Below are 25,825 nucleotides of genomic sequence, written 5' to 3'. Positions count from 1 at the left end.
ACGGCGGGACCCGTCCGCCGCAAGACACCCCCCTAAGGGCTGTCCCGTAATCCCCGGCGGGCGCACGACGCCGGTTACGGCACCTCGCTGCGTTGTCGGATCGCCCGAATACGCCCAGTATGAGAGCGGCCCTCCGCCTTGCGATGCACCGCATCCGACGCCGTGCGCCAACCCACCGCGGATTACGGGACAGCCCTTAGGGGCCGGGCAACCGGCACGCGTCCGAACGGGGGCCGCGGCGACGGGTGTGCCGAGTGGCCGGGAAAGGTCTTTGATCGCCGCCCGGTGCTGTCCGACACTGCCCCGGTGAAGACCGACGAGGGCCACGCGCCCCTACGGACCGAGCGGCTGACGCTGCATCCCCTCACCCCCGCCGAGGCCGAGCGGATCGTCAACGGGACGCCGGGTGCCGGGGATCGCTGGGGGCGCGGCTACCCGTCCGACGGGGACGTGGCCGGGGCATCCGGCTACCTGCGCGTGCGGGCGGACCACGGCGATCCCGGGGTGTTCGGGGCGTACGAGATACGGCGGCGCGAGGACGGGGAGGCGGTCGGCGGGATCGGCTTCCACGGGCCGCCGGACGACGAGCGCTTCGTGACCGTCGGCTACGGGCTGACCGAGGCCGTACGGGGGCAGGGCTACGCCCGCGAGGCGCTGTCGGAGCTGATCCGGGTCGCCGGCGAGGCCGGTGCCGCCGGGGTGAAGGGCGACGCCGACCTCGGGAACCTCGCCTCCCAGCGGGTGATGGAGGCCGTGGGCATGCTGTTCGTCCGCGAGGACGAGCAACTGCGCCACTACCGGCTCGTGTTCCCCGCGGGCGGTGCGTGACGACGCCGAGGGACCGGCCTCGCCGCGGGATCAGCGCTCCGACAGCTCCGACGGCGCCTCCTGGACCACCCAGCCGTTGCCGTCGGGGTCCTCGAAGGACATGAACGAGTTCCAGGTGTCGCCCTTGCCGTCCTCCCATCCCGTCGCGCCCACGTGACGGATGGGGGAGACGTCCACGCCCCGGTCGAGGAGTTCGGCGCGGGCCGCCTCGATGTCCGTGACGCAGATCTGCAGACCGTGCAGGGTCCCCGGCTCCATGCTCCGTGTACCCGGGGCGCCCGGCATGCCCGACAGCATGGCGATCGAGCAGCGCGAGCCCGGCGGGGTCGCCTGGATGATCCGCATCCCGGGCGCCACCTCGTCGTCGAGGTCGATCTTGAAACCGCACCTGTCGCCGTAGAACTCCTTCGCCCGGTCCATGTCGGTGACGGGGACGGGGACGACTTCGAGCGTCCAGTTCATCGAGAGTCTCCTTGGAAACGCCAGCGGGTCTGGCCGAACGGCTCGCCCTTGGCGAAGCCGAACGCCGTACGGGGCGCCACCGCGAACACCAGGGCCGTCCCACCGTCGCCCACGAACGCTCCGTCGCGCACCTCGAAACGCCAGTTCGGGCCGTACTTCCCCACGTACGCGTCCGCGAGCGCCCGGAGCCGCTCCTCGTCCGTCACCCGGACGGCTTCACCCTCGATCACCAGGTCGAATCCCTCGGCGAGGTCGTTCGTCCCGGTGGTGAGGACCACCTCGCGGTGGACCGCCAGATTGCGCGCCTTGCGTTCGTCGGGACCGGTGCAGAAGTGCAGCGCGCCCTCCGACCAGACGGCGAGGAGCGGGGTGACGTGCGGGCGGCCGTCCGGTCGAACCGTGGTCAGCCAGAACACCTCGGCCGCGGTGAGCCGGTCGACGGCCGCCGGCCAGTCCGCGGCGTGCGCCTTCGGGTCGCTGTAGCGGGCGTCCAGGGAGGTCTCGATCGGCACGGGGTGCCCCTCTCGTCGAGCGGTGGCGGTGTCACCGCTTCAACGAGGCAGACCGTGTCAGGGCGCGAAACTCATCGCCGCCGGTCCCACCCGGGGCCGGCACGCCGCCGTCCGTCGCACCCCCGATTCCGGACTCCGCGCCACGCGCTCCGGGGCGACCCCGGCACCCGCTCCGGATAGGCTCGATCAAGGGACATCGACGGCGGAGGGAACGGCGGAATGACGGTGCCGGGACGCAGGAGCAGTACCTTCTCGCGGCTGCTGCGACACGGGTTCACCGATCCGTCCGGGGCCGAGCGGCTGCTCGACCTGCCCGAGCTGGCCGCGCTGCGCGGCGACCCCGTCCTGCTCGACGCGCTCGGCGCCACGGCCGACCCGGATCTGGCCCTGCGCGGCCTGGTCCGGCTCGTCGAGGCGCAGCCCGACGACGAGCGGCAGACCCTCACCGCCACGCTGCTCGCGGCCAAACCCTTCCGGGACCGGCTGCTCGGTGTCCTCGGCACCTCCGAGGCCCTCGGCGACCACCTCGCCCGCCACCCGCACGACTGGCAGACGCTCGTCACCTACGAGGCGACCGATCTGCACCCCGGGGTGGCCGAGTTCGAGCAGGGACTGGCCGAGGCGACGGACCCGGTCACGCTCCGGGTCGCCTACCGCCGTTGCCTCCTCGCGATAGCGGCCCGGGACGTCTGCGGCACCATCGACGTCGCCCAGACCGCCGCCGAACTGGCCGACCTCGCCACCGCGACCCTGCGGGCCGCCCTCGCCATCGCCCGCACCGCCGCTCCGGCCGACGCGGCCCAGTGCCGGCTCGCCGTCATCGCGATGGGCAAGTGCGGCGGCCACGAGCTCAACTACGTGTCCGACGTCGACGTGATCTTCGTCGGCGAGCCCGTCGAGGGCGCCGAAGAGGGCAAGGCCATCCAGGCGGCGACCCGCCTCGCCTCGCACCTGATGCGGATCTGCTCGGAGACCACCGTCGAGGGCACCATCTGGCCCGTCGACGCCAACCTCCGCCCCGAGGGCCGCAACGGCCCGCTCGTCCGCACCCTCTCCTCCCATCTCGCCTACTACCAGCGCTGGGCCAAGACCTGGGAGTTCCAGGCCCTGCTCAAGGCACGCTCGGTGGCCGGGGACCCGGAGCTGGGCGCCGACTACATCGACGCCGTCTCCCCACTCGTCTGGCAGGCCGCCGAGCGGGAGAACTTCGTCCCCGACGTGCAGAAGATGCGCCGGCGGGTCGTCGACAACATCCCCGCCGCGCAGGTCGAACGCGAGCTGAAGCTCGGACCCGGCGGCCTGCGGGACGTCGAGTTCGCCGTCCAGCTCCTGCAGTTGGTGCACGGCCGCGGCGACGCCACCCTGCACAGCGGCACCACGCTCGACGCGCTCGGGGCGCTCGCGGCCGGCGGCTACGTCGGCCGCGCGGACGCGGCCCAGCTCGACGAGGCGTACCGCTTCCTGCGGGCCTTGGAGCACCGCATCCAGCTCTACCGGCTGCGCCGCACCCATCTCGTGCCGGAGGACGAGACGGATCTGCGCCGCCTCGGCCGCTCGCTCGGCCTGCGCACGGACCCGGTCGCCGAGCTCAACAAGGAGTGGCGGCGGCACGCCTCGGTCGTCCGCCGGCTGCACGAGAAGATCTTCTACCGCCCGCTCCTCGACGCCGTCGCCCAGCTCACCCCCGGCGAGACCCGGCTCAGCCCCAAGGCCGCCGGTCAGCGCCTGGAGGCGCTCGGCTACGCCGATCCCGTCGCCGCGCTGCGCCATCTGGAGGCGCTCGCCTCGGGCGTGACCCGCAAGGCCGCGATCCAGCGGACGCTGCTGCCCGTGCTGCTCGGCTGGTTCGCCGACTCCGCCGACCCGGACGCCGGGCTGCTGGGCTTCCGCAGGGTCTCCGACGCGCTCGGCAAGACCCCCTGGTACCTGCGGCTGCTGCGCGACGAGGGGGCGGCGGCGGAGAACCTCGCGCGCGTGCTGTCCGCCGGGCGGCTCGCCCCCGACCTGCTGCTGCGCGCCCCCGAGGCGGTCGCGATCCTGGGCGACCCGGAAGGGCTCCGGCCGCGCGGGCGCGAGCACCTGGAGCAGGAGGTCCTGGCGGCGGTCGGCCGGGCCGACGGGGCCGAGCAAGGGGTCGCGGCGGCCCGCGGCGTACGGCGCCGGGAGCTGTTCCGTACCGCCGCGGCCGATCTCATCGCCTCGTACGGCACCGAGGAGAGTGCCCGCGAGACGGACCCCGGCACCCTGGTCGACCAGGTCGGCCAGGCTGTCACCGACCTCAACGCGGCGGCGATCGCGGGCGCGTTGCGCGCGGCCGTGCGGGCCGAGTGGGGCGACACGCTGCCGACCCGGTTCGCGGTGATCGGCATGGGCCGCTTCGGCGGCCACGAACTGGGCTACGGCTCCGACGCCGACGTCCTGTTCGTGCACGAGCCCCGCGAGGGCGTCGACGAGCAGGAGGCCGGCCGGGCCGCCAACCGGATCGTCACCGAGATGCGCCGCCTCCTCCAGCTCCCCACCACCGACCCGCCGTTGCTGATCGACGCCGACCTGCGTCCGGAAGGCAAGAGCGGGCCCCTGGTCCGTACGCTGAAGTCGTACGAGGCCTACTACCACCGCTGGGCGCTGGTCTGGGAGAGCCAGGCCCTGCTGCGCGCCGACCCGCTCGCCGGCGACATGGAGCTGGGGCGGCGGTTCATCGAGATGGTCGACCCGCTGCGCTATCCGGCCGAGGGCCTGGGGGAGGACGCGGTCCGCGAGATCCGCCGCCTCAAGGCCCGGATGGAGACCGAACGCATGCCGCGCGGCGCCGATCCCACGCTGCACGCGAAGCTCGGCCGCGGCGGACTGAGCGACGTGGAGTGGACCGTCCAGCTCCTCCAGATGCGCCACGGCTGGGTCGAGCCGGGCCTGCGCACCACCCGGACCCGCGAGGCGCTGGCCGCCGCCCACGCCGCCGGGCTGATCCCGACGGACGAGGCCCAGACCCTGGACGAGGCATGGGTCCTGGCGACCCGCGTCCGCAACGCGGTCATGCTGGTGCGCGGCCGGCCGGGCGACACCTTCCCCTCGGACGGGCGTGAACTGGCCGCGGTCGGACGGTACCTGGGCTACGGACCCGGGCACGTCGGCGAGATGGTCGACGACTACCGCCGGATCACCCGGCGGGCCCGGGCGGTGATGGAGGAGCTGTTCTACGGGGCCGCCTAGCCGCCCCGGGGCCGTTCCCCGGCGCCACCGGAGGAACGGCCGGGCAGGCGGACGACCTTACGGAGGCCCCCGCCTGTTCTACGCTCTCCTCAGGAAGGTCTCGGGCAACTCAACCGGAGGTCGGATGCCGGAGCAGGGCCGGGAGACCGGAGCGGACCCGGGCGCCGCTTCCCGGCGGACCCTGCGGCCCGCCGGGCTGGCCGCGGTCGCCGACCCGGGGATGGACCGATTCGCCCGGCTGGTGTCCCGTCTGCTGAGGGTGCCGGTGGCCCTGGTCTCCCTGGTCGAGGAGAACCGCCAGATCCTGCCCGGCATGATCGGGCTGCCGGAGCCCTGGGCGGGGGAGCGGGCGCTGCCGCTGTCCCACTCGCTCTGCCGGTACGTGGTGGAGTCCCGGCGGCCCCTGATCGTGCCCGACGCCCGGGTCGACGACCGGCTGCGTGACAGCCCCGCGATCCGGGACCTCGGCGTGATCGCCTACGCAGGACTGCCGCTGACCGACGCCGACGGGCTCGTCCTGGGCTCCCTCTGCGGCATGGACCACCACCCCCGGGCCTGGGACCCGGGAGAGCTGGCCGACCTGAAGGACCTGGCCGCGGCCTGCTCAGCCGAGCTGAGGCTGAGGATCCTGTCGGCCCAGCACAGCTCCGCACGGAAGGTGCTGGAGACGGCCCGGGCCGCCGCCGAGCACGCCCGGAGCGACGCGGAGCGCCTTGAGCAAGAGGCCCAGGCCGGACTGGACCATGCCGAACTGCTGCTGAAGGCCTCGGAGGAGCTGGCCCAGACCTCCGGGCTGGAAGACGTGCGGCAACGGCTGCGTGACCTGTTCGGCGGCGTCGGGAAGCCCTCGTACGTCGGGCTGCTCGTGGCGGACAGGGAGGAACTGCACCGCGTCCCCGGTCCGGGCGAGGCGGGTGCGGTGGAACCCGAGATCCTCACCCTCCCCGCCGATGCCACGTCCCCCAGCGCGCGGGCGCTGCGGGAACGTCGGACCGTGTTCGTGCCCGACCGTGACGCCCTCGTCGCCGGCTACGGCCCGGAGACGGTCGACTTCTTCGACGGCATGGGCCTCACCACGATCCTCTGCCTGCCGCTCTGGGGGCGACGCACCCTCCTGGGCGTCCTCGCGATCTGCTGGACCAAGCGGCACAAGGTGAGCATCCCCGAGCGGGCCGCCCTCACCGCCGCGTCCGGGTACGTCGCACAGGCGGTGGAACGAGCCCTGTACCTGGACGAACGGATCTCCGTCGCCCGCCAGCTCCAGGCCGCCATGCTCACCGACCTCCCGCTCGCCGACGGCATGGAGATCAGCGCCCTGTACCAGGCGGCCGCCGACGACAACATGGTCGGCGGCGACTGGTACGACGCGTACCACCTGCCGCCCGCGGCCTCCGACGGCCCCGCGGCGCTCGTCGTCACGGTGGGCGACGCCATCGGGCACGACATGCACGCCGCGACCGTGATGGGCCAGCTCCGCAGCATGCTGCGCCAGGCCACCCTCGACCATCCCCCGTACCGCCCCGCCACCGCTCTCAGCGCCCTCGAGGCGGCATGCTCCGTCCTGCCCATCGTTGCCGGCGGGACACTCGTCCACGCCCGTCTCGACCCCGTCGACGGCAGCCCCGACTGGACCCTCACCTGGTCGAACGCCGGTCACCCCCCGCCCCTGCTGCGGGCTCCCGACGGCCGGGTCACGCTTCTGGAGCAGCACGACGTCCTCCTCCACCAGGCACTCGGCCCGGCCCACCGGACCGAGCACCGCCGCGAATTCCCCTCGGGCTCGACCCTGCTGCTCTACACCGACGGGCTCATCGAGCGCCGTGGCCACGATCTCGACGCCGCCATCGCGCAGGTCTCCGCCCTGCTCGCCCGCCACGGCGGCGAACCGCTTCCCGACCTGCTCCACCGGATCAGCAGCCGGCTGGCGGACGGGGCCCCCGAGGATGACATCGTGCTGCTCGCCCTGCGCATCCCCTGATGACGATCTTGCGGTTCGGACCGGGTCGGTGGAACAGGCTCCGCGGTTCGTTGAAAACGGGACGTGGGGCCGCACTTCAACAGGGTGATGCCGGGTACTCGCCGGAGGAGCGCCCCCGGATCGGGCCGTCGACCTCCGACGTCGCCCCGCGGTCTACGAAGAGTGAATCCGACCATGAACGCATTGCCCACGGTGTGCCCCCCGCCCGCACCGGCTGAACCGGGGAGCGACTTCGCCCGACTCTCCAGGAAGATCCAGGCCGCCGGACTCATGGGCCGGCGCCCGGGTTACTACACGTCCCGCATCGCCGCGGTGACTGCCTCGTACGCGCTCGCATGTACCGCCTTCGTGCTGATCGCCGACAGTTGGTGGACCGTCGCGGTCGCCGTGCTTCTCGCCCTCGTGTTCGGGCAGGTCGCCCTGCTCGCCCACGACGTCGCGCATCGCCAGGTCTTCCGGCTGCGCAGGTCCAGCGAGCGGTTCGGGCGTATCGCGGGCAATCTCGGCATCGGCATGGGATACGGCTGGTGGCAGGACAAGCACACGCGTCACCACGCCAACCCCAACCACGAGGAGCTCGACCCCGACCTCCACCCTGACATCCTCGTCTGGACGCAGGACCAGGCCCGTGCGGCGACGGGACTGCCACGCCTCCTGGGCCGCCGCCAGGCGTGGCTGTTCTTTCCCCTGCTCACGCTCGAAGGCTTCAACCTGCACGTGTCCGGGATACGGTCGCTGGCCGACAGCTCCCTCAAGAACCGCGTGGTGGAGGGCGTCCTGCTCCTCACACACTGCGCGGCCTACCTCGCGGCACTGTTCCTGGTGCTGCCGCCGGGCAAGGCCGTCGTCTTCCTCCTCGTCCACCAATGCCTCTTCGGTGTCTACCTCGGCTCCATCTTCGCCCCCAACCACAAGGGCATGCCGATCCTGTACGGCGCCGACCGCCCTGACTTCCTGCGCCGACAGGTTCTGACCTCCCGCGACGTGCGGGGCGGGCGGTTCACGGACATCGTCCTCGGCGGCCTGAACTACCAGATCGAGCACCACCTCTTCCCGAGCATGCCCAGCCCGTGCCTGCGCCTGGCGCAGCCGATCGTCCGCAGCCACTGCCAGGAGCTGGGAGTGAGCTACCAGGAGACCGGTCTGATCACTTCCTACCGCAGGACCCTCGCCAGCCTCCACGAAGCGGGGGCTCCGATCCGCGGGCCTCGTCCCGAGGCCGCGCCGGGCCTGGGGCGGATCTGACGGCGTTCGCCGGCGATCCGGTCGAGACTCCGGCCGACGAGACGGCGCAGCTGCCCGTCCGGCTCACGCTGGCCGGCGGCCGCGTCACCTGCCGGAGCTGACCTTCCGGCCCGTGGAGTCGGCGGGACCGGTGGGCCCCGTGGGGCCGGTCGGTCCGGCCGGGCGGGTGGCTCCGGCGGCCGCGGAGTCCGAGGCCGCCGCGGCATCCGGCGCCTCGGCGGCACGGCCGGCACCCGCCGGCCCGCCCCGGGCGACCGGCTTCGCCGATTCCACCAGCTTGGGCAGCCCCTGCGGCAGCGAGCCGTACCAGAAGTACGAGACGGCGAAGCCGAAGGCGAGGCAGATCATGCCGCCCACCGCGTCGAGCCAGAAGTGGTTGGCGGTCGCCACGATCACGACCAGGGTCGCCGCCGGGTAGAGCAGGCCGAGGATGCGCGCCCACGGCGCGGAGGCCAGCGCGAAGATGATGAGACCGCACCAGAGCGACCAGCCGATGTGCATCGACGGCATCGCCGCGTACTGGTTCGACATGTGCTTGAGGTTGCCCGAGGCCATCGAGCCCCAGGTGTGGTGCACCAGCACCGTGTCGATGAAGTCCTGGCCGTTCATCAGCCGGGGCGGCGCGAGCGGATACAGGTAGTAACCGACCAGGGCCACACCCGTGGTGGCGAACAGGACCGTCCGGGACGCCGCGTAACGGCCCGGCTGCCATCGGTACAGCCAGACCAGCACACCGATGGTGATGACGAAGTGCAGGGTGGCGTAGTAGTAGTTCATCGACACGATCAGCCATGTCACCGAGTTCACGGTGTGGTTGACCGTCTGCTCCACGGCGAGGCCGAGGGACTGCTCGACGCGCCAGATCCAGTCGGCGTTCTCGAGCGCCTCGGCCTTCTGCTCCGGTACCGCGTTGCGGATGAGCGAGTACGTCCAGTAACTGACCGCGATCAGCAGGACCTCGAACCATATACGCGGTCGTCGAGGCGTGCGGGCGCGCAGTCGCGCGAACCTGCCGTCGTCCGCGATGGGTGACGGGGTGGCGGCCTCCTGGCCTTCCAAACGCTTCACGGTCGATTCACCCATAGGGAGAGAGTCTGCCAGATCCGTTCCCCCCGACCGATCATCCCTCGGTCGGGTACAGGATGCACGCGCTCCGCCTCGCGGACGAGGCGGAGTCCGCCTGGGATCAGGGATTTCTCGGGGTCGGGGCGGAAGCGGTCGAACCGCGAACCACCAGCTCGGGCATGAACACGAACTCGCTGTGCGGAGCCGGGGTGCCCCCGACCTCCTCCAGCAGGGCCCGGACCGCGGCCTGACCCATGGCCTGGACGGGCTGGCGGATCGTGGTCAGCGGGGGGTCGGTGAAGGCTATGAGCGGGGAGTCGTCGAAACCCACCACGGAGACGTCCCTCGGCACGTCGAGTCCCTGCTGGCGGGCGGCGCGGATGGCGCCGAGCGCCATCATGTCGCTCGCGCAGACCACGGCCGTGCAGCCCCGGGAGATCAGCGCGCCGGCCGCCGCCTGCCCGCCTTCGAGGGTGTACAGCGAGTGCTGGATCAGCTCCGCGGACTGCTCCGGGTCGAGCCCGAGCCGTTCCCGCATGCCGAGCTGGAAGCCCTCGATCTTGCGCAGCACGGGCACGAAGCGCTTGGGCCCCACCGCGAGGCCGATCCGGGTGTGCCCCAGCGCCGCGAGGTGGGTGACCGCCAGCTGCATCGCCGCCCGGTCGTCGGGCGAGACGAAGGGGGCCTGGACCTTGGGCGAGAAGCCGTTGAGCAGGACGTAGGGAACGCCCTTGCCGCGCAGCTGGTCGTAGCGGGTCATGTCGGCCGTCGTGTCGGCGTGCAGGCCGGAGACGAAGATGATGCCGGAGACCCCGCGCTCGACGAGCATGTCGGTGAGCTCGTCCTCGGTGGACCCGCCGGGGGTCTGCGTGGCGAGGACCGGGGTGTACCCCTGTCGTGTCAGAGCCTGTCCGATGACCTGCGCGAGGGCCGGGAAGATCGGGTTGTCCAGCTCGGGGGTTATCAGCCCGACGAGCCCTGCGCTGCGCTGGCGCAGCCGGACCGGGCGCTCGTATCCGAGTACGTCGAGTGCGGCAAGCACAGACTCACGGGTGGCCGCGGCCACACCGGGCTTGCCGTTGAGCACGCGGCTGACTGTGGCTTCACTGACCCCCGCCTGGGTTGCGATGTCGGCAAGCCGCGCGGTCATGGGGTTGGACTGTACCGGTCGCACGTCAGATTGCCCACCAAACGCAGGACTCGGCCGGAACCCGGACCTTCTCCGCGCCCGGTCCCGGGACGGCGCCGGACACCGGCTCCCGCGCCGGCGAGGGGAGCACGGGCACGGCCGCGGACGTCCCGGGCACGACCGCTTCGGTCGCGGACCCCGAAGCCGGCCCGGCATCGCTGCCGAGCAGGAGTGATCCCCGCAGCGGCAGGTCCACCGGGTGGGCCGTGGTGTTCAGGGCGACCAGGACGCCGCCGCCCTCACCGCCGCGGCGGAAGACCAGCACCCCCTCGGGGGCGTCCAGCCACTCCACCGCGTCCCCCGCGCCGAGCGCCGGGTGCTCGCGGCGCAGCCGGAGGGCCTCGCGGTAGAGCTCCAGGGTGGAGGCGGGGTCCCCGGTCTGCGCCGCCACGCTCAGACCGGCCCACCCGGCGGGCTGGGGGAGCCAGGCGCCGGCCGGGCCGAAGCCGTACGAGGAGCCCTCGGCCGTCCACGGCAGGGGCACCCGGCAGCCGTCCCGCAGCCCGTCCTGCCCGTCGCCGCGCAGGAAGGCCGGGTCCTGCCGGAGCCCGTCGGGGAGGTCGGCGACCTCGGGCAGCCCCAGCTCCTCGCCCTGGTACAGGTACACGGAGCCGGGCAGCGCCAGCATGAGCAGCGCGGCCGCCCGGGCCCGCCGCAGGCCCGCGACCGGGTCGCCCGCCCCGTAGCGCGTCGGATGCCGTACGACGTCGTGGTTGGAGAGCACCCACGTCGTCGGCGCCCCCACCGCGGCCGTGGCGCGCAGTGACTCCTCTGTGACCGCGCGCAGCGCCGCCGCGTCCCAGGCGCAGTTCAGGAACTGGAAGTTGAACGCCTGGTGCAGCTCGTCCGGGCGGACGTAGCGGGCCAGCCGCTCCGGCGTCGGCGCCCAGGCCTCCGCCACCCCGATGCGGTCGGGGCCGTACGACTCCAGCAGCCGCCGCCAGCCGCGGTGGATCTCGTGCACCCCGTCCTGGTCGAAGAACGGCAGCCGCTGGATCCCGATCAGGCTCGCCTGCTGCCCGTGGCCGATGTCGGGCAGTCCGGGCGCCTTGACCATGCCGTGGGCGACGTCGATCCGGAATCCGTCCACCCCCAGATCCAGCCAGAATCGCAGCACGGAGTCGAACTCGGCCCGCACCTCCGCGTTCTCCCAGTTCAGGTCCGGCTGCTCGGGCGCGAACAGGTGCAGGTACCAGGAGCCGTCCTCGACCCGCGTCCACGCCGGCCCGCCGAAGACGGACTCCCAGTCGTTGGGCGGCTCGGCGCCGTCCGGCCCGCGTCCCGGGCGGAAGACGTAGCGGTCCCGGCCCACCCCGGCCCGCGCCGCCTCGAACCAGGGATGCCGCTCCGAGGTGTGGTTGGGGACGATGTCCACGATGACCTTCAGGCCGAGCCCGTGCGCCGCGCGCACCAGGTCGTCCGCGTCCGCCAGGTCGCCGAAGACCGGGTCGACCGCGCGGTAGTCGGCCACGTCGTACCCGCCGTCGGCCTGCGGGGAGGCGTAGAACGGCGTGAGCCACACCGCGTCCGCGCCCAGCCGTGCCAGGTGCGGCAGCCGCTCCCGCGCCCCGCGCAGGTCGCCGATCCCGTCTCCGTCGCTGTCCGAGAACGAGCGGACGTACACCTGGTAGATGACCGCGTCCCGCCACCATTGCGGGCGGGTGCCGCAAGGACTTGCAGACTGCGGCAACGACGGGGAGGTGAGCTCGTGAGCCATGCGCGGGGTCCCTCTCGCGTGGGCGTCGTACAGGTGTCGTGGTGACAACGACTTCCAAGTCGTCATGAAACGGTCATGCAAGTGCTTGTGAAAAGGCTTGCAGGCCGCTCCGCGTCCCGCAAGACCCCCTCGAATCGCTCTGTCAAGCGACTCGATGGACACCTTCGGGACACGCGGATGTAACGATCCCCGGCCCTTGCAGAAATTTCACGCAAGCTCTTTCGGCTCGTTTTCATCCCTGTTACGTTCCTGGCAACCCGGGGCGCCGCGAGGGAGCGGTCGCATGAGGAAGGTCTTCGCCCCTCGTCCAACCGGGATCTTGTTGAAGGAGTTCACATGCGGCGTGGCATAGCGGCCACCGCGCTGGTCGCGGCCCTGGGCGTCACCCTGGCGGCGTGCGGGAGTGGCGACGGCGGCAACAACGACGGCGGCTCGAAGGGCTCGGGCGAGCTCTCCGGCACCGTCACGTGGTGGGACACCTCCACGGTCGGCAGCGAGGACAAGGTCTTCAAGAAGGTCGCCGAGGACTTCACGAAGAAGTACCCGAAGGTCACCGTCAAGTATGTGAACGTGCCGTTCGGTGAGGCGCAGAACAAGTTCAAGAACGCCGCCCAGTCCGGCTCCGGCGCCCCCGACGTCATCCGTTCCGAGGTCGCCTGGACCCCCGACTTCGCGAACCTGGGCTACCTCGCCCCGCTCGACGGCACCCCGGCGCTGAAGGACGACTCGGACTTCCTGAAGCAGGCGGCCGCGTCGACCAAGTACAACGGCAAGACCTACGCCGTGCCGCAGGTCATCGACTCCATGGGCATCTTCTACAACAAGAAGATCTTCAAGGACGCCGGCGTCGAGGTCCCCAAGACGATCGACGAGCTCAAGACCGTCTCCGCCAAGATCAAGGAGAAGACCGGCAAGACCGGTCTCTACCTGCGCGGCGACGACGCCTACTGGTTCCTCTCCTTCCTCTACGGCGAGGGCGGCGACCTGGTCGACGCCAAGCAGAAGAAGATCACCGTCGACAGCCCCGCCGGTGTGAAGGCCATGAAGACCGTCAAGGACCTCGTGGACTCCAAGGCCGCGATCACCGACGCGACCAACGGCTGGGACAACATGCAGGCCGCCTTCAAGGACGGCAAGGTCGCGATGATGATCAACGGCCCGTGGGCCGTCTCCGACACCTTCGCCGGCAAGGAGTTCGCCGACAAGGCCAACCTCGGCATCGCGCCGGTGCCCGCCGGCTCGGCCGGCCAGGGCGCCCCGCAGGGCGGTCACAACCTCGCCGTCTACGCGGGCTCCAAGAACCTGGACGCCTCGTACGCCTTCACCGAGTACATGACGTCCGCCGAGACCCAGGCCAAGATCGCGACCGAGCTGAGCCTGCTCCCGACGCGTGAGTCCGTCTACGGCAACTCCAAGGTCGCGGGCAACGACATGATCGGCTTCTTCAAGCCGGTCGTCGACAAGGCCGTCGAGCGCCCCTGGATCCCGGAGACCGGCAGCCTCTTCGCCCCGCTGGTGACCGAGTACACCAAGGTCCTCACCGGCCAGACCAGCCCGGAGTCGGGAGCCAAGGCGGCCGGTGACGCCTACCGCAAGCTCCTGAAGGACTGGAAGTAACAAGGAAGGCAGGCCGGCTGATGGCTGTGGACACCAGCAGCCAGTCGGTGGCGAAGGCCGCGGGCGACAACGTCGCCCGCGGCCGGAGCCGCGGTACTGGCACCTCGCGGCGTAAGGCCCGGGGCTCTCTCTCCACCCACTGGTACGCCTGGGCGATGATCGCCCCGGTGACCGTGGTGATCGCCGTGATCATCGGATATCCCCTGATCCGCGGCGTCTACCTGTCGCTCACCGACGCCAACGAGCGCAACGTCGCGCGGAGCATCGGCGTCAACCACATCCCGGCCACCTACGAGTTCGTGGGCCTGGACAACTACGCCGACGCGCTCTCCGGCAACCAGTTCCTCGGCACGCTCGGCTGGACGATGCTGTGGACGGTGTCCTGCGTCTCGGTGACCTTCGCCCTCGGCCTGGCCCTCGCCAACATCCTCAACCGGCGGATCGCCGGCCGCTCCCTCTACCGGATGCTGCTGATCCTGCCCTGGGCCGTCCCCGGCTTCGTCTCCGTCTTCGCGTGGCGCTTCCTCTACGACGAGCGCCGCGGCATCCTCAACCAGGTGCTCGCCGGCGGCGGCATCGACGCCGTGCCGTGGCTCAACGACCCCACCTGGGCCAAGTTCTCGGTCATCGCCGTCAACGTCTGGCTCGGCGTCCCGTTCATGATGGTCGCCCTCCTCGGCGGTCTGCAGTCCATCCCCGGTGAGCTCTACGAGGCCGCCGAGATGGACGGCGCGAGCGCCTGGCAGCGCTTCCGGCACATCACGATGCCCGGGCTGCGCTCGGTGTCCACCACCGTGATCCTGCTCAGCACCATCTGGACCTTCAACATGTTCCCGGTGATCTTCCTGCTCACCCGGGGCGGGCCCGGCGAGGCCACCCAGATCCTCGTCACCCAGGCGTACAAGTTCTCCTTCGAGATCAGCCCGCGGGACTTCGCCCAGTCCTCCACCTGGGGCGTCCTGATCCTGGTCCTCCTGATGGTCTTCGCCGCGGTCTACCGGCGAGTCCTCCGCAAGCAGGGAGAAGTCTGGTGACCACCGCAGACACCACCGCCACGAACGGCCCGCGCCGCGGCCGCCGCTCGCCGCTCGCCTCGATCGGGCTGCACACCACGCTCGTCGTGGCCTCCGTGATCGCCGTCTTCCCGGTGCTGTGGGTCTTCCTGACCTCCATCAAGCCCGCGAAGTACGCGACCACGACCGACTTCTTCAAGGAGTCGACCTTCGAGAACTACACGAACCTGCTGAACGACACCCCGTTCCTCACCTGGTTCGGCAACTCTCTGCTGGTCGCCGCCCTGACCACGCTCCTGGGCGTCTTCATCTCCTCGACCACCGGCTACGCCATCAGCCGCTTCCGCTTCCCCGGCAAGCGCGGGCTGATGTGGACGCTGCTGATCACCCAGATGTTCCCGGTCGCCGTCCTGATCGTGCCGATCTACAACATCATGGCGTCGATGGGCCTGCTCAACCAGCCCGCCGGCCTGGTCATCACCTACCTGACCATCGCCGTGCCGTTCTGCGCCTGGATGATGAAGGGCTTCTTCGACACCATCCCCCGCGAGATCGACGAGTCGGGACAGGTCGACGGACTCACCCCCTTCGGCACCTTCTGGCGGCTGATCCTGCCGCTCGCCAAGCCGGGCATCGCGGTGACCGCGTTCTACTCCTTCATCACCGCCTGGGGCGAGGTCGCCTACGCCTCCGCGTTCATGGTCGGGGACGAGAACCTCACCCTCGCCGGCGGTCTGCAGAAGTTCGTCAACCAGTACGGCGCCCAGTGGGGCCCGATGTCCGCGGCCTCCGTGCTCATCGCCATCCCCGCGGCGCTCGTGTTCCTCGTCGCCCAGCGGCACCTGGTGACCGGCATGTCCGCCGGCGCCGTCAAGGGCTGAGCGCCCCGCCCGCGCCCGCCCGCCCGTGTACGCACCCTCCTTATCTCTCAGGGAAGACATGACCCAGCACCTCACCGCCCCCGCCGCCGCCCCCACCACCGGCACGCACACGGGCTGGTGGCGCGACGCGGTGATCTACCAGGTCTACCCGCGCAGCTTCGCCGACGGAAACGGCGACGGCATGGGCGACCTGGAAGGAATCCGCAGCCGGCTGCCCTACCTGAAGGACCTCGGCGTCGACGCCGTCTGGCTCAGCCCGTTCTACGCCTCCCCACAGGCGGACGCCGGCTACGACGTCGCCGACTACCGGGCCATCGACCCGATGTTCGGCAGCCTCCTCGACGCCGACGCCGTCATCCGCGAGGCCCACGGGCTCGGCCTGCGGATCATCGTCGACCTCGTGCCCAACCACTCGTCCGACCAGCACGAGTGGTTCCAGCGCGCGCTGCGCGACGGCGCCGGTTCGCCGCTGCGCGAGCGCTACCACTTCCGGCCGGGCAAGGGCGTCGACGGCGAACTGCCGCCCAACGACTGGGAGTCCATCTTCGGTGGTCCCGCCTGGACGCGGACCCAGGAGCCGGACGGCACCCCGGGCGAGTGGTACCTGCACCTCTTCGCGCCCGAGCAGCCCGACTTCAACTGGGAGCACCCGGCGGTCCGCGACGAGTTCCGCTCGATCCTGCGCTTCTGGCTGGACATGGGCGTCGACGGCTTCCGCGTCGACGTCGCGCACGGACTGGTGAAGGCCGAGGGCCTGCCCGACATCGGCGCGCACGACCAGCTGAAGCTGCTCGGCAACGACGTCATGCCCTTCTTCGACCAGGACGGCGTCCACGAGATCTACCGCTCGTGGCGCCAGGTCCTCTCCGAGTACGACGGCGAGCGGGTCCTGGTCGCCGAGGCGTGGACCCCCACCGTCGAGCGCACCGCCCACTACGTGCGCCCCGACGAGATGCACCAGGCCTTCAACTTCCAGTACCTGGGCACCCACTGGGACGCGGCCGAGCTGCGCCGGGTCATCGACGACTCGCTCGCCGCGATGCACCCGGTCGGCGCGCCGACCACCTGGGTCCTGTCGAACCACGACGTGACCCGGCACGCCACCCGGTTCGCCAACCCGGCGGGCCTGGGCACCCAGCTGCGCGAGGCCGGCGACCGCGAGCTCGGCCTGCGCCGGGCGCGCGCCGCGACGCTGCTGATGCTGGCGCTGCCCGGCTCCGCCTACGTCTACCAGGGCGAGGAGCTCGGCCTGCCGGACGTCACCGACCTGCCCGACGAGGTCCGCCAGGACCCGTCGTTCTTCCGGGCCACCGGGCAGGACGGCTTCCGCGACGGCTGCCGGGTGCCGCTGCCGTGGACGGTCGAGGGTTCCTCCTACGGCTTCGGCGAAGGCGGCAGCTGGCTGCCGCAGCCCGCCACCTGGGGCGGGCTGAGCGTCGAGGCGCAGGCCGGTGACCCCGGCTCCACCCTGGAGCTGTACCGCAGCGCGCTGGCCGTGCGCCGCGAACAGCCCGGACTCGGTGCGGGCGAGGGCGTCGAGTGGCAGGAGGCACCCGAGGGTGTGCTCTCCTTCCGCCGCGACGGCTTCGTCTGCACCGCCAACACCACCGGCCGGGCCATCTCCGTCCCGCTGCCCGGCCGGTTCCTGCTTGCCAACGAGCCGGTGGGTCTCTCCGCCGCGGAGGGCGTGGTCGAGCTGCCCGCGGACACCACCGTCTGGTGGGCGGTGTGACGATCCCCCTGCCGCGGGGCGCCGGGAACGGCGCCCCGCGGCTCGCGGACATCGCGGCCCAGTCCGGCGTCAGCGAGGCGACGGTCAGCCGGGTGCTCAACGGCAAGGCCGGGGTGGCCGGTGCGACCAGGCACCGGGTCCTCGCCGCGCTCGACGTGCTCGGCTACGAGCGTCCGGTACGGCTGAAACGGCGCAGCGCCGGCCTGGTCGGCCTGGTCGTGCCCGAGCTGACCAACCCGATCTTCCCGGCCTTCGCGCAGGTCGTCGAACAGGTGCTGGCCGGTCACGGCTACACCCCCGTGCTCTGTACCCAGATGCCCGGCGGCGCCACCGAGGACGAGCTGGTCGACCAGCTGGTGGAGCGCGGGGTCTGCGGCATCGTGTTCCTCTCCGGACTGCACGCGGACGCCGCGGCCGATCCCGGCCGCTACGTCCGACTGGCCGCGCGGGGCGTCCCGTTCGTCCTCATCAACGGCTTCAACGAGCACATCGACGCCAACTTCGTCTCGCCCGACGACCGGGCGGCGGCGCGGATGGCCGTGCGGCACCTGGTCGAACTCGGCCACGAGCGCATCGGTCTCGCCATCGGCCCCACCCGCTACGTGCCCTCCCGCCGCAAGGCGGAGGGCTTCGCGGCCGAACTGCACCTCCTGCTCGGGATCGAGAAGGAGGAGGCCGAGCGCTACGTGCGTCCCACGCTGTTCGGCGTCGAGGGCGGCCACGCGGCCGCCGACATCCTGCTCGACCAGGGCTGCACCGGCATCGTCTGCGGCTCCGACCTGATGGCGCTGGGCGCGATCCGTGCGGTGCGCGCCCGGGGCCTCGACGTGCCCGCCGACGTGTCGGTGGTCGGCTTCGACGACTCCCCGCTCATCGCCTTCACCGATCCGCCGCTGACCACCGTGCGCCAGCCTGTGCAGGCGATGGCGACGGCGGCGGTCGGGGCGCTGCTGGAGGAGATCGAGGGAAACCCGGTGCAGCGCACCGAGTTCGTCTTCCAGCCGGAGCTGGTCGTGCGGGGGTCCACGGCGCAGCCGCCGGCCCGCCCGTCGCTGCAACTGCTTGCGTAACTCCTTGCGTTGTGGGGGTTCAAAGGGTTGACCGGGTGTCGGGGCACTCGTACGGTCACGGCTGAAAACAGTTGCTGCTATTTTCGGCAACTTCTTGCGACAGTGAAGTCGGCAGGAGGAATCATGGCCAGAAAGACCGTGGCCGCTGCACTCGCCTTCGTGGCGGGAGCCGCTGTGGCCGTCACGGCACCCGCCCCCGCGCAGGCCGCCCCGCCCGGTGAGAAGGACGTCACCGCGGTCATGTTCGAGTGGAAGTTCGCCTCCGTGGCGAAGGCCTGCACCGAGCAGCTGGGCCCCGCCGGATACGGCTACGTGCAGGTCTCGCCGCCCCAGGAGCGCATCCAGGGCAGCACGTGGTGGACCGCCTACCAGCCCGTCAGCTACAAGATCGCCGGCCCTCTCGGCGACCGCACCGCCTTCAAGAGCATGGTCGACACCTGTCACGCGGCGGGCGTGAAGGTCGTCGCCGACACCGTCGTCAACCACATGGCCAACGCGTCGGGCACGGGAACGGGCGGGACCTCGTTCTCCAAGTACGACTACCCCGGCCTGTACTCCGGCACCGACATGGACGACTGCCGGGCCACCATCTCCAACTACCAGGACCGGGCGAACGTCCAGAACTGCGAGCTCGTCGGCCTGCCGGACCTCGACACCGGCGAGGACTGGGTGCGCGGCCGGATAGCCGGCTACATGAACGACCTGCTCTCGCTCGGCGTGGACGGCTTCCGCATCGACGCCGCCAAGCACATGCCGGCAGCCGATCTCGCGAACATCAAGTCACGGCTGAGCAACCCCGGCGTGTACTGGAAGCAGGAGGCGATCCACGGAGCCGGCGAGGCCGTCTCGCCCAGCGAGTACCTCGGCAACGGCGACGTGCAGGAGTTCCGTTACGCCCGGGACCTCAAGCGGATCTTCGGCTCCGAGAAGCTCTCCTACCTGAGCAACTTCGGCGAGTCCTGGGGCTACATGGCCTCCGGCAAGTCCGGCGTGTTCGTCGACAACCACGACACCGAGCGCGGCGGCGACACCCTCAACTACAAGGCGGGCGCCACCTACACGCTCGCCTCGGTCTTCATGCTGGCCTGGCCCTACGGCTCCCCGGACGTCCACTCCGGCTACGAGTGGACGGACAAGGACGCCGGCGCACCGGGCGGCGGCCAGGTGAACGCCTGCTACAGCGACGGCTGGAAGTGCCAGCACGCCTGGCGCGAGATCTCCTCGATGGTCGGCTTCCGCAACGCGGCCCGGGGCACCTCCGTCACGAACTGGTGGGACAACGGCAGCAACGCGATCGCGTTCGGCCGCGGCGACAAGGCGTACGTGGCGATCAACCACGAGACCTCGGCGCTGTCCCGCACCTTCCAGACCTCGCTGGCCGCCGGCACCTACTGCGACGTGCAGAGCGGTGGCACGGTCACCGTGAACGCCTCCGGCCAGTTCACCGCGACGCTGGCCGCGAACACCGCGGTCGCCCTGCACACGAACGCCCGGACCTGCTCGGGCGGCACCACCCCGCCGCCGGCCGCCGCCGGAGCCTCGTTCAACGTGAACGCCACCACCGTGGTCGGCCAGGACATCCACGTCACCGGCAACCAGCCCGCCCTCGGCAACTGGTCCCCGGCCGCCGCCCCCAAGCTGGACGCGGCGAGCTACCCCGTCTGGAAGCTGACCGTCTCCCTGCCCGCGGGCACGTCCTTCGAGTACAAGTACGTCCGCAAGGACGCGGCGGGCAACGTGACCTGGGAATCGGGCGCGAACCGCACGGCCACGGTCCCGGCCTCCGGCCAGATCGTCCTGAACGACTCCTTCCGCAACTGACCCCACCGTTCCGCCAGGGCCGCCCCGCCGGGGCGGCCCACCTTCCCGTACCTCCAGGGAGAACCCCCGTGATACGCAAGAGAACGGCTGCCGTCGTGGCCGCCGCCCTGTGCGCCGCGCTGGTGCCGGCCCTCCCGGCCGCCGGTGCGCAGGCACCGCCCGCCCCGCCCTCCGACCGGGCCCTCGCGGCCCAGCCCGCCCGCCACGACCTCACCCGCGAGCAGTTCTACTTCGTGCTGCCCGACCGCTTCGCCAACGGGGACACCCGCAACGACCGCGGCGGGCTGACCGGCACCCGGCTCGACACCGGGTTCGACCCCACCGACAAGGGGTTCTACCAGGGCGGTGACCTCAAGGGCCTCACCCAGCGGCTCGACTACATCAAGGGCCTGGGCACCACCGCCATCTGGATGGCGCCGATCTTCAAGAACCAGCCCGTGCAGGGCACCGGCAAGGACGCCTCCGCCGGCTACCACGGTTACTGGATCACCGACTTCACCCAGGTCGACCCCCACTTCGGCACCAACGCCGACCTGGAGAAGCTGATCGACCAGGCCCACGCCAAGGGCATGAAGGTCTTCTTCGACGTCATCACCAATCACACGGCCGACGTCGTGGACTACCGGGAACAGTCCTACGGCTACCTCGCCAAGGGCGCCTTCCCCTATCTGACCAAGGACGGCGTGCCGTTCGACGACGCCGACTACGCCGACCTCACGGACGGCACCCGTCGCTTCCCCGCCGTCGACCGCGACTCCTTCCCCCGCACCCCCGTCGTCGCCGAGGACAAGAAGAACCTCAAGGTCCCGGCCTGGCTCAACGACCCGACGATGTACCACAACCGGGGCGACTCCACCTTCGCCGGCGAGTCCTCCGCGCACGGCGACTTCGTCGGCCTGGACGACCTGTGGACCGAGCGCCCCGAGGTCGTCGAGGGCATGGAGAAGATCTACCAGCGCTGGGTGCGCGACTTCGACATCGACGGCTTCCGCATCGACACGGTCAAGCACGTCAACACCGAGTTCTGGACCCAGTGGGCGACCGCGCTGGACTCCTACGCCCGGAAGCACGGGCGCGACGACTTCTTCATGTTCGGCGAGGTCTACTCCGCGGACCCGGCCGTCACCGCCCCGTACGTCACCGAGGGCCGGCTGGACGCCACGCTCGACTTCCCCTTCCAGGACGCCGCCCGCACCTTCGCCTCCCAGGGCGGCTCCGCGGACAAGCTGGCGAACCTCTTCGCCCAGGACTACCGCTACACCACCGACAAGGCCAACGCGTACGAGTCGGTCCCCTTCCTCGGCAACCACGACATGGGCCGCTTCGGCGCCTTCCTCAAGCAGGACAACCCGAAGGCCGACGACGCGGAGCTGCTCCAGCGCTACCGGCTCGCCAACGAGCTGATGTTCCTCGGCCGCGGCAACCCGGTCGTCTACTACGGCGACGAGCAGGGCTTCACCGGCCCCGGCGGCGACAAGGACGCCCGGCAGACCCTCTTCGCCTCGAAGACCGCCGACTACCTCGACGACGACCAGCTCGGCACCGACCGGACCCACGCGAGCGACGCGTACGACACCTCCCACCCGCTCTACCGGCAGATCGCCGCGCTGTCCGCGCTGACCAAGAGGCACCCGGCGCTGCGTGACGGCGTCCAGCAGGAGCGCCTGGCCCAGGGCTCCGTCTACGCCTTCTCCCGCACCGACGCGCGCGCGAGGACCGAGTACGTCGTCGCCGTGAACAGCGCCACCGAGCCCAGGACCGTCGAGATCCCGACCGCCTCCGCGGGCATGGGCTTCACCACCGTCCACGGCGGTACCGCCCGCGTCACCAGCGGCGGCGACCGCAGGATCAGCGTCACCGTCCCCGCCCTCGGCTCCGTCGTCCTCAAGGCCGACAAGCCCCTCGCCACGACCGCGGCGCGGCCGTCCCTCACCCTCAAGGCCCCCGAGGCCGGAGCCACCGGCACGGTGGAGATCTCCGCCGACGTCCAGGGCGGAGACCTCGCCCGCGTCGTCTTCGCCGCCCAGACCGGCAACGGCAGGTGGCAGGTCCTCGGCTCCGCCGACCACGCCCCGTACAAGGTCACCCAGAAGGTGACCGCCCCCGCCGGAACGGCCCTGCGCTACAAGGCGGTCGTCGTCGACGCCGCAGGCCGCACGGCCGCCGCCACCGCCGCCACCACCAGCGGGGCCCCGGCCGTCGAGCAGCCGCCGACCGCCACCCAGCGCGACTACGCGATCGTCCACTACAAGCGCGCCGACGGCGACTACGCCGACTGGGGCCTCTACACCTGGGGCGACATCGCCGAGGGCGAGGGCACCAGCTGGCCCGCCGGCAAGCCGTTCACCGGCCGCGACGCCTACGGCGCCTTCGCCTACGTCAAGCTCAAGCCCGGCGCCTCCTCCGTCGGCTTCATCGCCGTGAACAAGGACGGCGTCAAGGACACCGACGCCGACCGCAGCGTCGACCTGTCCAAGACCGGCGAGGTGTGGATCGAGCAGGGCAGGCCGGAGGTCCTCGACGCGGCGCCCGAGGGCGCCTACCCGCCCCAGGACACGACGAAGGCGGTGCTGCACTACAAGCGCGCCGACGGCGACTACGCCGGCTGGGGCCTGCACACCTGGACCGGCGCCGCGAACCCCACCGACTGGACCAAGCCGCTGGAGCCGGTCCGCACCGACGCGTACGGAGCGGTCTACGAGGTTCCGCTGGCCGCCGGGGCGACCTCCCTCAGCTACATCCTGCACAAGGGCGACGAGAAGGACCTGCCGTCCGACCAGTCGCTCGACCTGAAGGCGAACGGCCACGAGGTGTGGATGCTCGGCGGCCAGGAGAAGTACCTCCTGCCGCAGCCCAAGGGCAGCGGCGCCGCCCTCGACCTCACCAAGTCCCAGGCCGTCTGGATCGACGAGACCACGCTCGCCTGGAACGGCAGCGACGCCGCCGCCTCCAGCGTGCTCCTCGCCTCCCGCGACGGATCGATCGCCGTGAAGGACGGCGCCCTCACCGGTGACCGCACGGTGCTGCGCCTGAACCCGGTCACGCTCACCGACGCGCAGAAGGCCGCCTTCCCGCACCTGAAGTCCGCCGGGGCCTTCACCGTCGACCCGCGCGACCGCGACCGCGTCCGCGCGGCCCTCAAGGGCCAGCTCGTCGCCGCCCAGTACGCGGCGAACGGCGCCGTCCTCACGGCCACCGGCGTCCAGCTCGCCGGCGTGCTCGACGACCTCTACGCCGCGAAGGCCACCCGCGCCGCCCTCGGCCCGGTGTTCCGCTCGGGACGTCCCACCCTCTCCCTGTGGGCCCCCACCGCCCAGTCCGTCGCGCTCGAACTCGACGGAAAGACGGTGCCGATGCGCCGCGACGACGCCTCCGGCGTGTGGTCGGTCACCGGCACCCCCGCCTGGAACGGCAAGCCCTATCGCTACGTCGTGAAGGTCTGGGCGCCCAGCGTGCGCCAGATCGTCACCAACAAGGTCACCGACCCCTACTCCACCGCCCTGACCACCGACTCGGCCCGCAGCCTCGTCGTCGACCTCGCCGACCCCCGCCTCGCCCCCAAGGGCTGGCAGGGTCTGAAGAAGCCCGCCGCCGTCCCGCTGCGCGACGCCCAGATCCAGGAACTCCACATCCGCGACTTCTCGGTCGCGGACGCCACCGCCGTCCCCGCCCACAAGGGCACCTACCTCGCCTTCACCGACACCGGCAGCAAGGGCTCCCGGCACCTGAAGGCCCTCGCCGGCTCCGGCACCTCCTACGTCCACCTGCTGCCGGCCTTCGACATCGGCACCGTCCCCGAGAAGAAGTCGGAGCAGACCGAGCCGGCCTGCGACCTGAAGGTCCTCGCCCCCGACTCCGAGGAGCAGCAGGCCTGCGTGGCCGCCGCCGCGGCCAAGGACGCCTACAACTGGGGCTACGACCCGCTGCACTACACGGTCCCCGAGGGCTCGTACGCCACCGACCCCGAAGGCACCCGCCGCACGGTGGAGTTCCGGCAGATGGTCCAGTCCCTGAACGGCGCCGGACTGCGCACCGTCATGGACGTCGTCTACAACCACACCGTGGCCGCCGGACAGGCCGACAAGTCCGTCCTCGACCGGATCGTGCCCGGCTACTACCAGCGCCTGCTGGCCGACGGCTCGGTCGCCACCTCCACCTGCTGCGCCAACACGGCGCCCGAGAACGCCATGATGGGCAAGCTCGTCGTCGACTCGGTCGTCACCTGGGCCAAGGAGTACAAGGTCGACGGCTTCCGCTTCGACCTCATGGGCCACCACCCCAAGGAGAACATCCTCGCCGTCCGCAAGGCCCTCGACGGCCTGACCGTCGCCGAGGACGGAGTCGACGGAAAGGCGATCGTCCTCTACGGCGAGGGCTGGAACTTCGGCGAGATCGCCGACGACGCCCGCTTCGTCCAGGCCACCCAGAAGAACATGGCCGGCACGGGCGTCGCCACCTTCTCCGACCGGGCCCGTGACGCCGTCCGCGGCGGCGGTCCCTTCGACGAGGACCCCGGGGTCCAGGGCTTCGCCTCCGGCCTGTTCACCGACCCCAACTCCTCCTCGGCCAACGGCACCCCGGCGGAGCAGAAGGCCCGCCTCCTGCACTACCAGGACCTGATCAAGGTCGGCCTCTCCGGCAACCTGGCGTCCTACAGCTTCACCGACACCGCCGGGCGCACCGTCAAGGGCTCCCAGGTCGACTACAACGGCTCCCCGGCCGGCTACGCCGCCGTCCCCGGCGATGCCCTCGCCTACGCCGACGCGCACGACAACGAGTCCCTGTACGACGCCCTCGCCTTCAAGCTCCCGGCGGCCACCTCGGCCGCCGACCGGGCCAGGATGCAGGTCCTCGCGATGGCCACGGCGACGCTCTCGCAGGGTCCCGCGCTCTCCCAGGCGGGCTCGGACCTGCTGCGCTCCAAGTCCCTCGACCGCAACTCGTTCGACAGCGGCGACTGGTTCAACGCGATCCACTGGGACTGCCGCGACGGCAACGGATTCGGCCGCGGGCTGCCCCCGGCCGCCGACAACAAGGCCAAGTGGGGCTACGGCAAGCCGCTGCTCACCACGCCGTCCCTGACGGTCGGCTGCGCCCAGATCGACGGCTCCTCCGCCGCGTTCCGGGATCTGCAGAAGATCCGCACGGCGGAGCCGGCCTTCTCCCTGGCCACCGCGGAGCAGGTCCAGGACGCCCTGTCCTTCCCGCTCTCCGGCACCGGTGAGACCCCGGGCGTGATCACCATGCGCCTCGGCGACCTGGTCGTGGTGTTCAACGCCACCCCGGAGCGGCAGGCCCAGCGGGTCGCCGCCCTGGCCGGCAAGGGCTACGCGCTCCACCCGGTCCAGGCCGCCGGCGCGGACGCCACCGTCAGGTCCGCCGGCTACGCGAAGGAGTCGGGCACCTTCACGGTCCCGGCCCGGACCGTGGCGGTCTTCACGGGCCGCTGATCACACCCGTCCGCGCACCGGCCCTGCCCACGGGC

General features: G+C 71.5%; 16 protein-coding genes. 11 read left to right on the top strand and 5 right to left on the bottom strand.

Going from position 1 to position 25,825, the window contains the following annotated elements:
• The first annotated feature begins 306 nt into the window (after nt 1–306).
• The gene (locus ACGFZF_RS02355) at nt 307–828 is read left to right on the top strand and encodes a GNAT family N-acetyltransferase (RefSeq protein ID WP_393550644.1); all 522 of its coding nucleotides are present in this window, start codon (nt 307–309) and stop codon (nt 826–828) included.
• Nucleotides 829–858: 30 nt separating this feature from the next.
• Here the strand turns inward: ACGFZF_RS02355 and ACGFZF_RS02350 are convergent, their stop codons facing one another.
• Nucleotides 859–1,290, bottom strand: a complete 432-nt coding sequence (locus ACGFZF_RS02350; RefSeq protein ID WP_393550643.1) for a VOC family protein — start codon at nt 1,288–1,290, stop codon at nt 859–861.
• Nucleotides 1,287–1,802 (bottom strand): pyridoxamine 5'-phosphate oxidase family protein, encoded by a 516-nt coding sequence (locus tag ACGFZF_RS02345; RefSeq protein WP_393550642.1) that lies wholly within the window; start codon nt 1,800–1,802, stop codon nt 1,287–1,289. The genes ACGFZF_RS02350 and ACGFZF_RS02345 overlap by 4 nt, the downstream gene beginning before the upstream one ends.
• Nucleotides 1,803–2,021: 219 nt before the next feature.
• On the opposite strand from ACGFZF_RS02345, the gene ACGFZF_RS02340 reads away from it, so the two are divergent.
• The 3 genes from ACGFZF_RS02340 to ACGFZF_RS02330 all read left to right on the top strand — a co-directional run bounded on the left by ACGFZF_RS02340 (nt 2,022) and on the right by ACGFZF_RS02330 (nt 8,235).
• Nucleotides 2,022–5,012: a bifunctional [glutamine synthetase] adenylyltransferase/[glutamine synthetase]-adenylyl-L-tyrosine phosphorylase gene (locus ACGFZF_RS02340; protein WP_393550641.1), complete on the top strand. Its 2,991-nt coding sequence runs from the start codon at nt 2,022–2,024 to the stop codon at nt 5,010–5,012.
• A gap of 124 nt (nt 5,013–5,136) precedes the next feature.
• The gene (locus tag ACGFZF_RS02335; RefSeq protein ID WP_393550640.1) at nt 5,137–6,990 is read left to right on the top strand and encodes a GAF domain-containing SpoIIE family protein phosphatase; all 1,854 of its coding nucleotides are present in this window, start codon (nt 5,137–5,139) and stop codon (nt 6,988–6,990) included.
• Between the two features lie 174 nt (nt 6,991–7,164).
• A complete protein-coding gene (locus ACGFZF_RS02330; RefSeq protein WP_393550639.1) occupies nt 7,165–8,235 on the top strand; it encodes a fatty acid desaturase family protein in 1,071 nt (356 codons plus the stop codon).
• 84 nt (nt 8,236–8,319) lie between these two features.
• Here ACGFZF_RS02330 and ACGFZF_RS02325 read toward each other — a convergent pair whose 3' ends face one another.
• The 3 genes from ACGFZF_RS02325 to ACGFZF_RS02315 all read right to left on the bottom strand — a co-directional run bounded on the left by ACGFZF_RS02325 (nt 8,320) and on the right by ACGFZF_RS02315 (nt 12,206).
• Nucleotides 8,320–9,318 (bottom strand): phosphatase PAP2 family protein, encoded by a 999-nt coding sequence (locus tag ACGFZF_RS02325; protein ID WP_393550638.1) that lies wholly within the window; start codon nt 9,316–9,318, stop codon nt 8,320–8,322.
• 103 nt (nt 9,319–9,421) lie between these two features.
• The gene (locus tag ACGFZF_RS02320) at nt 9,422–10,450 is read right to left on the bottom strand and encodes a LacI family DNA-binding transcriptional regulator (protein WP_356609207.1); all 1,029 of its coding nucleotides are present in this window, start codon (nt 10,448–10,450) and stop codon (nt 9,422–9,424) included.
• 25 nt (nt 10,451–10,475) lie between these two features.
• On the bottom strand, nt 10,476–12,206 hold the full coding sequence (locus ACGFZF_RS02315) for a glycoside hydrolase family 13 protein (protein WP_393550637.1): 1,731 nt from the start codon (nt 12,204–12,206) through the stop codon (nt 10,476–10,478).
• A 336-nt stretch (nt 12,207–12,542) separates the two neighbouring features.
• Here ACGFZF_RS02315 and ACGFZF_RS02310 point away from each other — a divergent pair, with 336 nt between their 5' ends.
• The 7 genes from ACGFZF_RS02310 (at nt 12,543) to pulA (ending at nt 25,790) form a co-directional block, all read left to right on the top strand.
• On the top strand, nt 12,543–13,823 hold the full coding sequence (locus ACGFZF_RS02310) for an extracellular solute-binding protein (protein WP_147977730.1): 1,281 nt from the start codon (nt 12,543–12,545) through the stop codon (nt 13,821–13,823).
• Nucleotides 13,824–13,843: 20 nt separating this feature from the next.
• The gene (locus ACGFZF_RS02305; RefSeq protein WP_147977729.1) at nt 13,844–14,857 is read left to right on the top strand and encodes a carbohydrate ABC transporter permease; all 1,014 of its coding nucleotides are present in this window, start codon (nt 13,844–13,846) and stop codon (nt 14,855–14,857) included.
• Complete coding sequence (locus tag ACGFZF_RS02300) at nt 14,851–15,717, top strand: carbohydrate ABC transporter permease (protein ID WP_356609256.1); 867 nt, start codon at nt 14,851–14,853, stop codon at nt 15,715–15,717. Before ACGFZF_RS02305 ends, ACGFZF_RS02300 begins: the two co-directional genes overlap by 7 nt.
• A gap of 58 nt (nt 15,718–15,775) precedes the next feature.
• On the top strand, nt 15,776–17,449 hold the full coding sequence (locus ACGFZF_RS02295) for a glycoside hydrolase family 13 protein (RefSeq protein ID WP_393550636.1): 1,674 nt from the start codon (nt 15,776–15,778) through the stop codon (nt 17,447–17,449).
• Nucleotides 17,437–18,519 (top strand): LacI family DNA-binding transcriptional regulator, encoded by a 1,083-nt coding sequence (locus tag ACGFZF_RS02290; RefSeq protein ID WP_356609199.1) that lies wholly within the window; start codon nt 17,437–17,439, stop codon nt 18,517–18,519. The genes ACGFZF_RS02295 and ACGFZF_RS02290 overlap by 13 nt, the downstream gene beginning before the upstream one ends.
• 123 nt (nt 18,520–18,642) lie before the next feature.
• A complete protein-coding gene (locus tag ACGFZF_RS02285; RefSeq protein WP_393550635.1) occupies nt 18,643–20,340 on the top strand; it encodes a carbohydrate-binding module family 20 domain-containing protein in 1,698 nt (565 codons plus the stop codon).
• Between the two features lie 68 nt (nt 20,341–20,408).
• A complete protein-coding gene (gene pulA / locus ACGFZF_RS02280; RefSeq protein ID WP_393550634.1) occupies nt 20,409–25,790 on the top strand; it encodes a pullulanase-type alpha-1,6-glucosidase in 5,382 nt (1,793 codons plus the stop codon).
• Nucleotides 25,791–25,825: the final 35 nt, after the last annotated feature.

The sequence above is a fragment of the Streptomyces sp. NPDC048338 genome, from assembly GCF_043201055.1.
Lineage (GTDB): Bacteria > Actinomycetota > Actinomycetes > Streptomycetales > Streptomycetaceae > Streptomyces.
The sequence above is the reverse complement of the archived record's forward strand: the minus strand, read 5'-3'. Positions and strand labels throughout refer to the sequence as shown.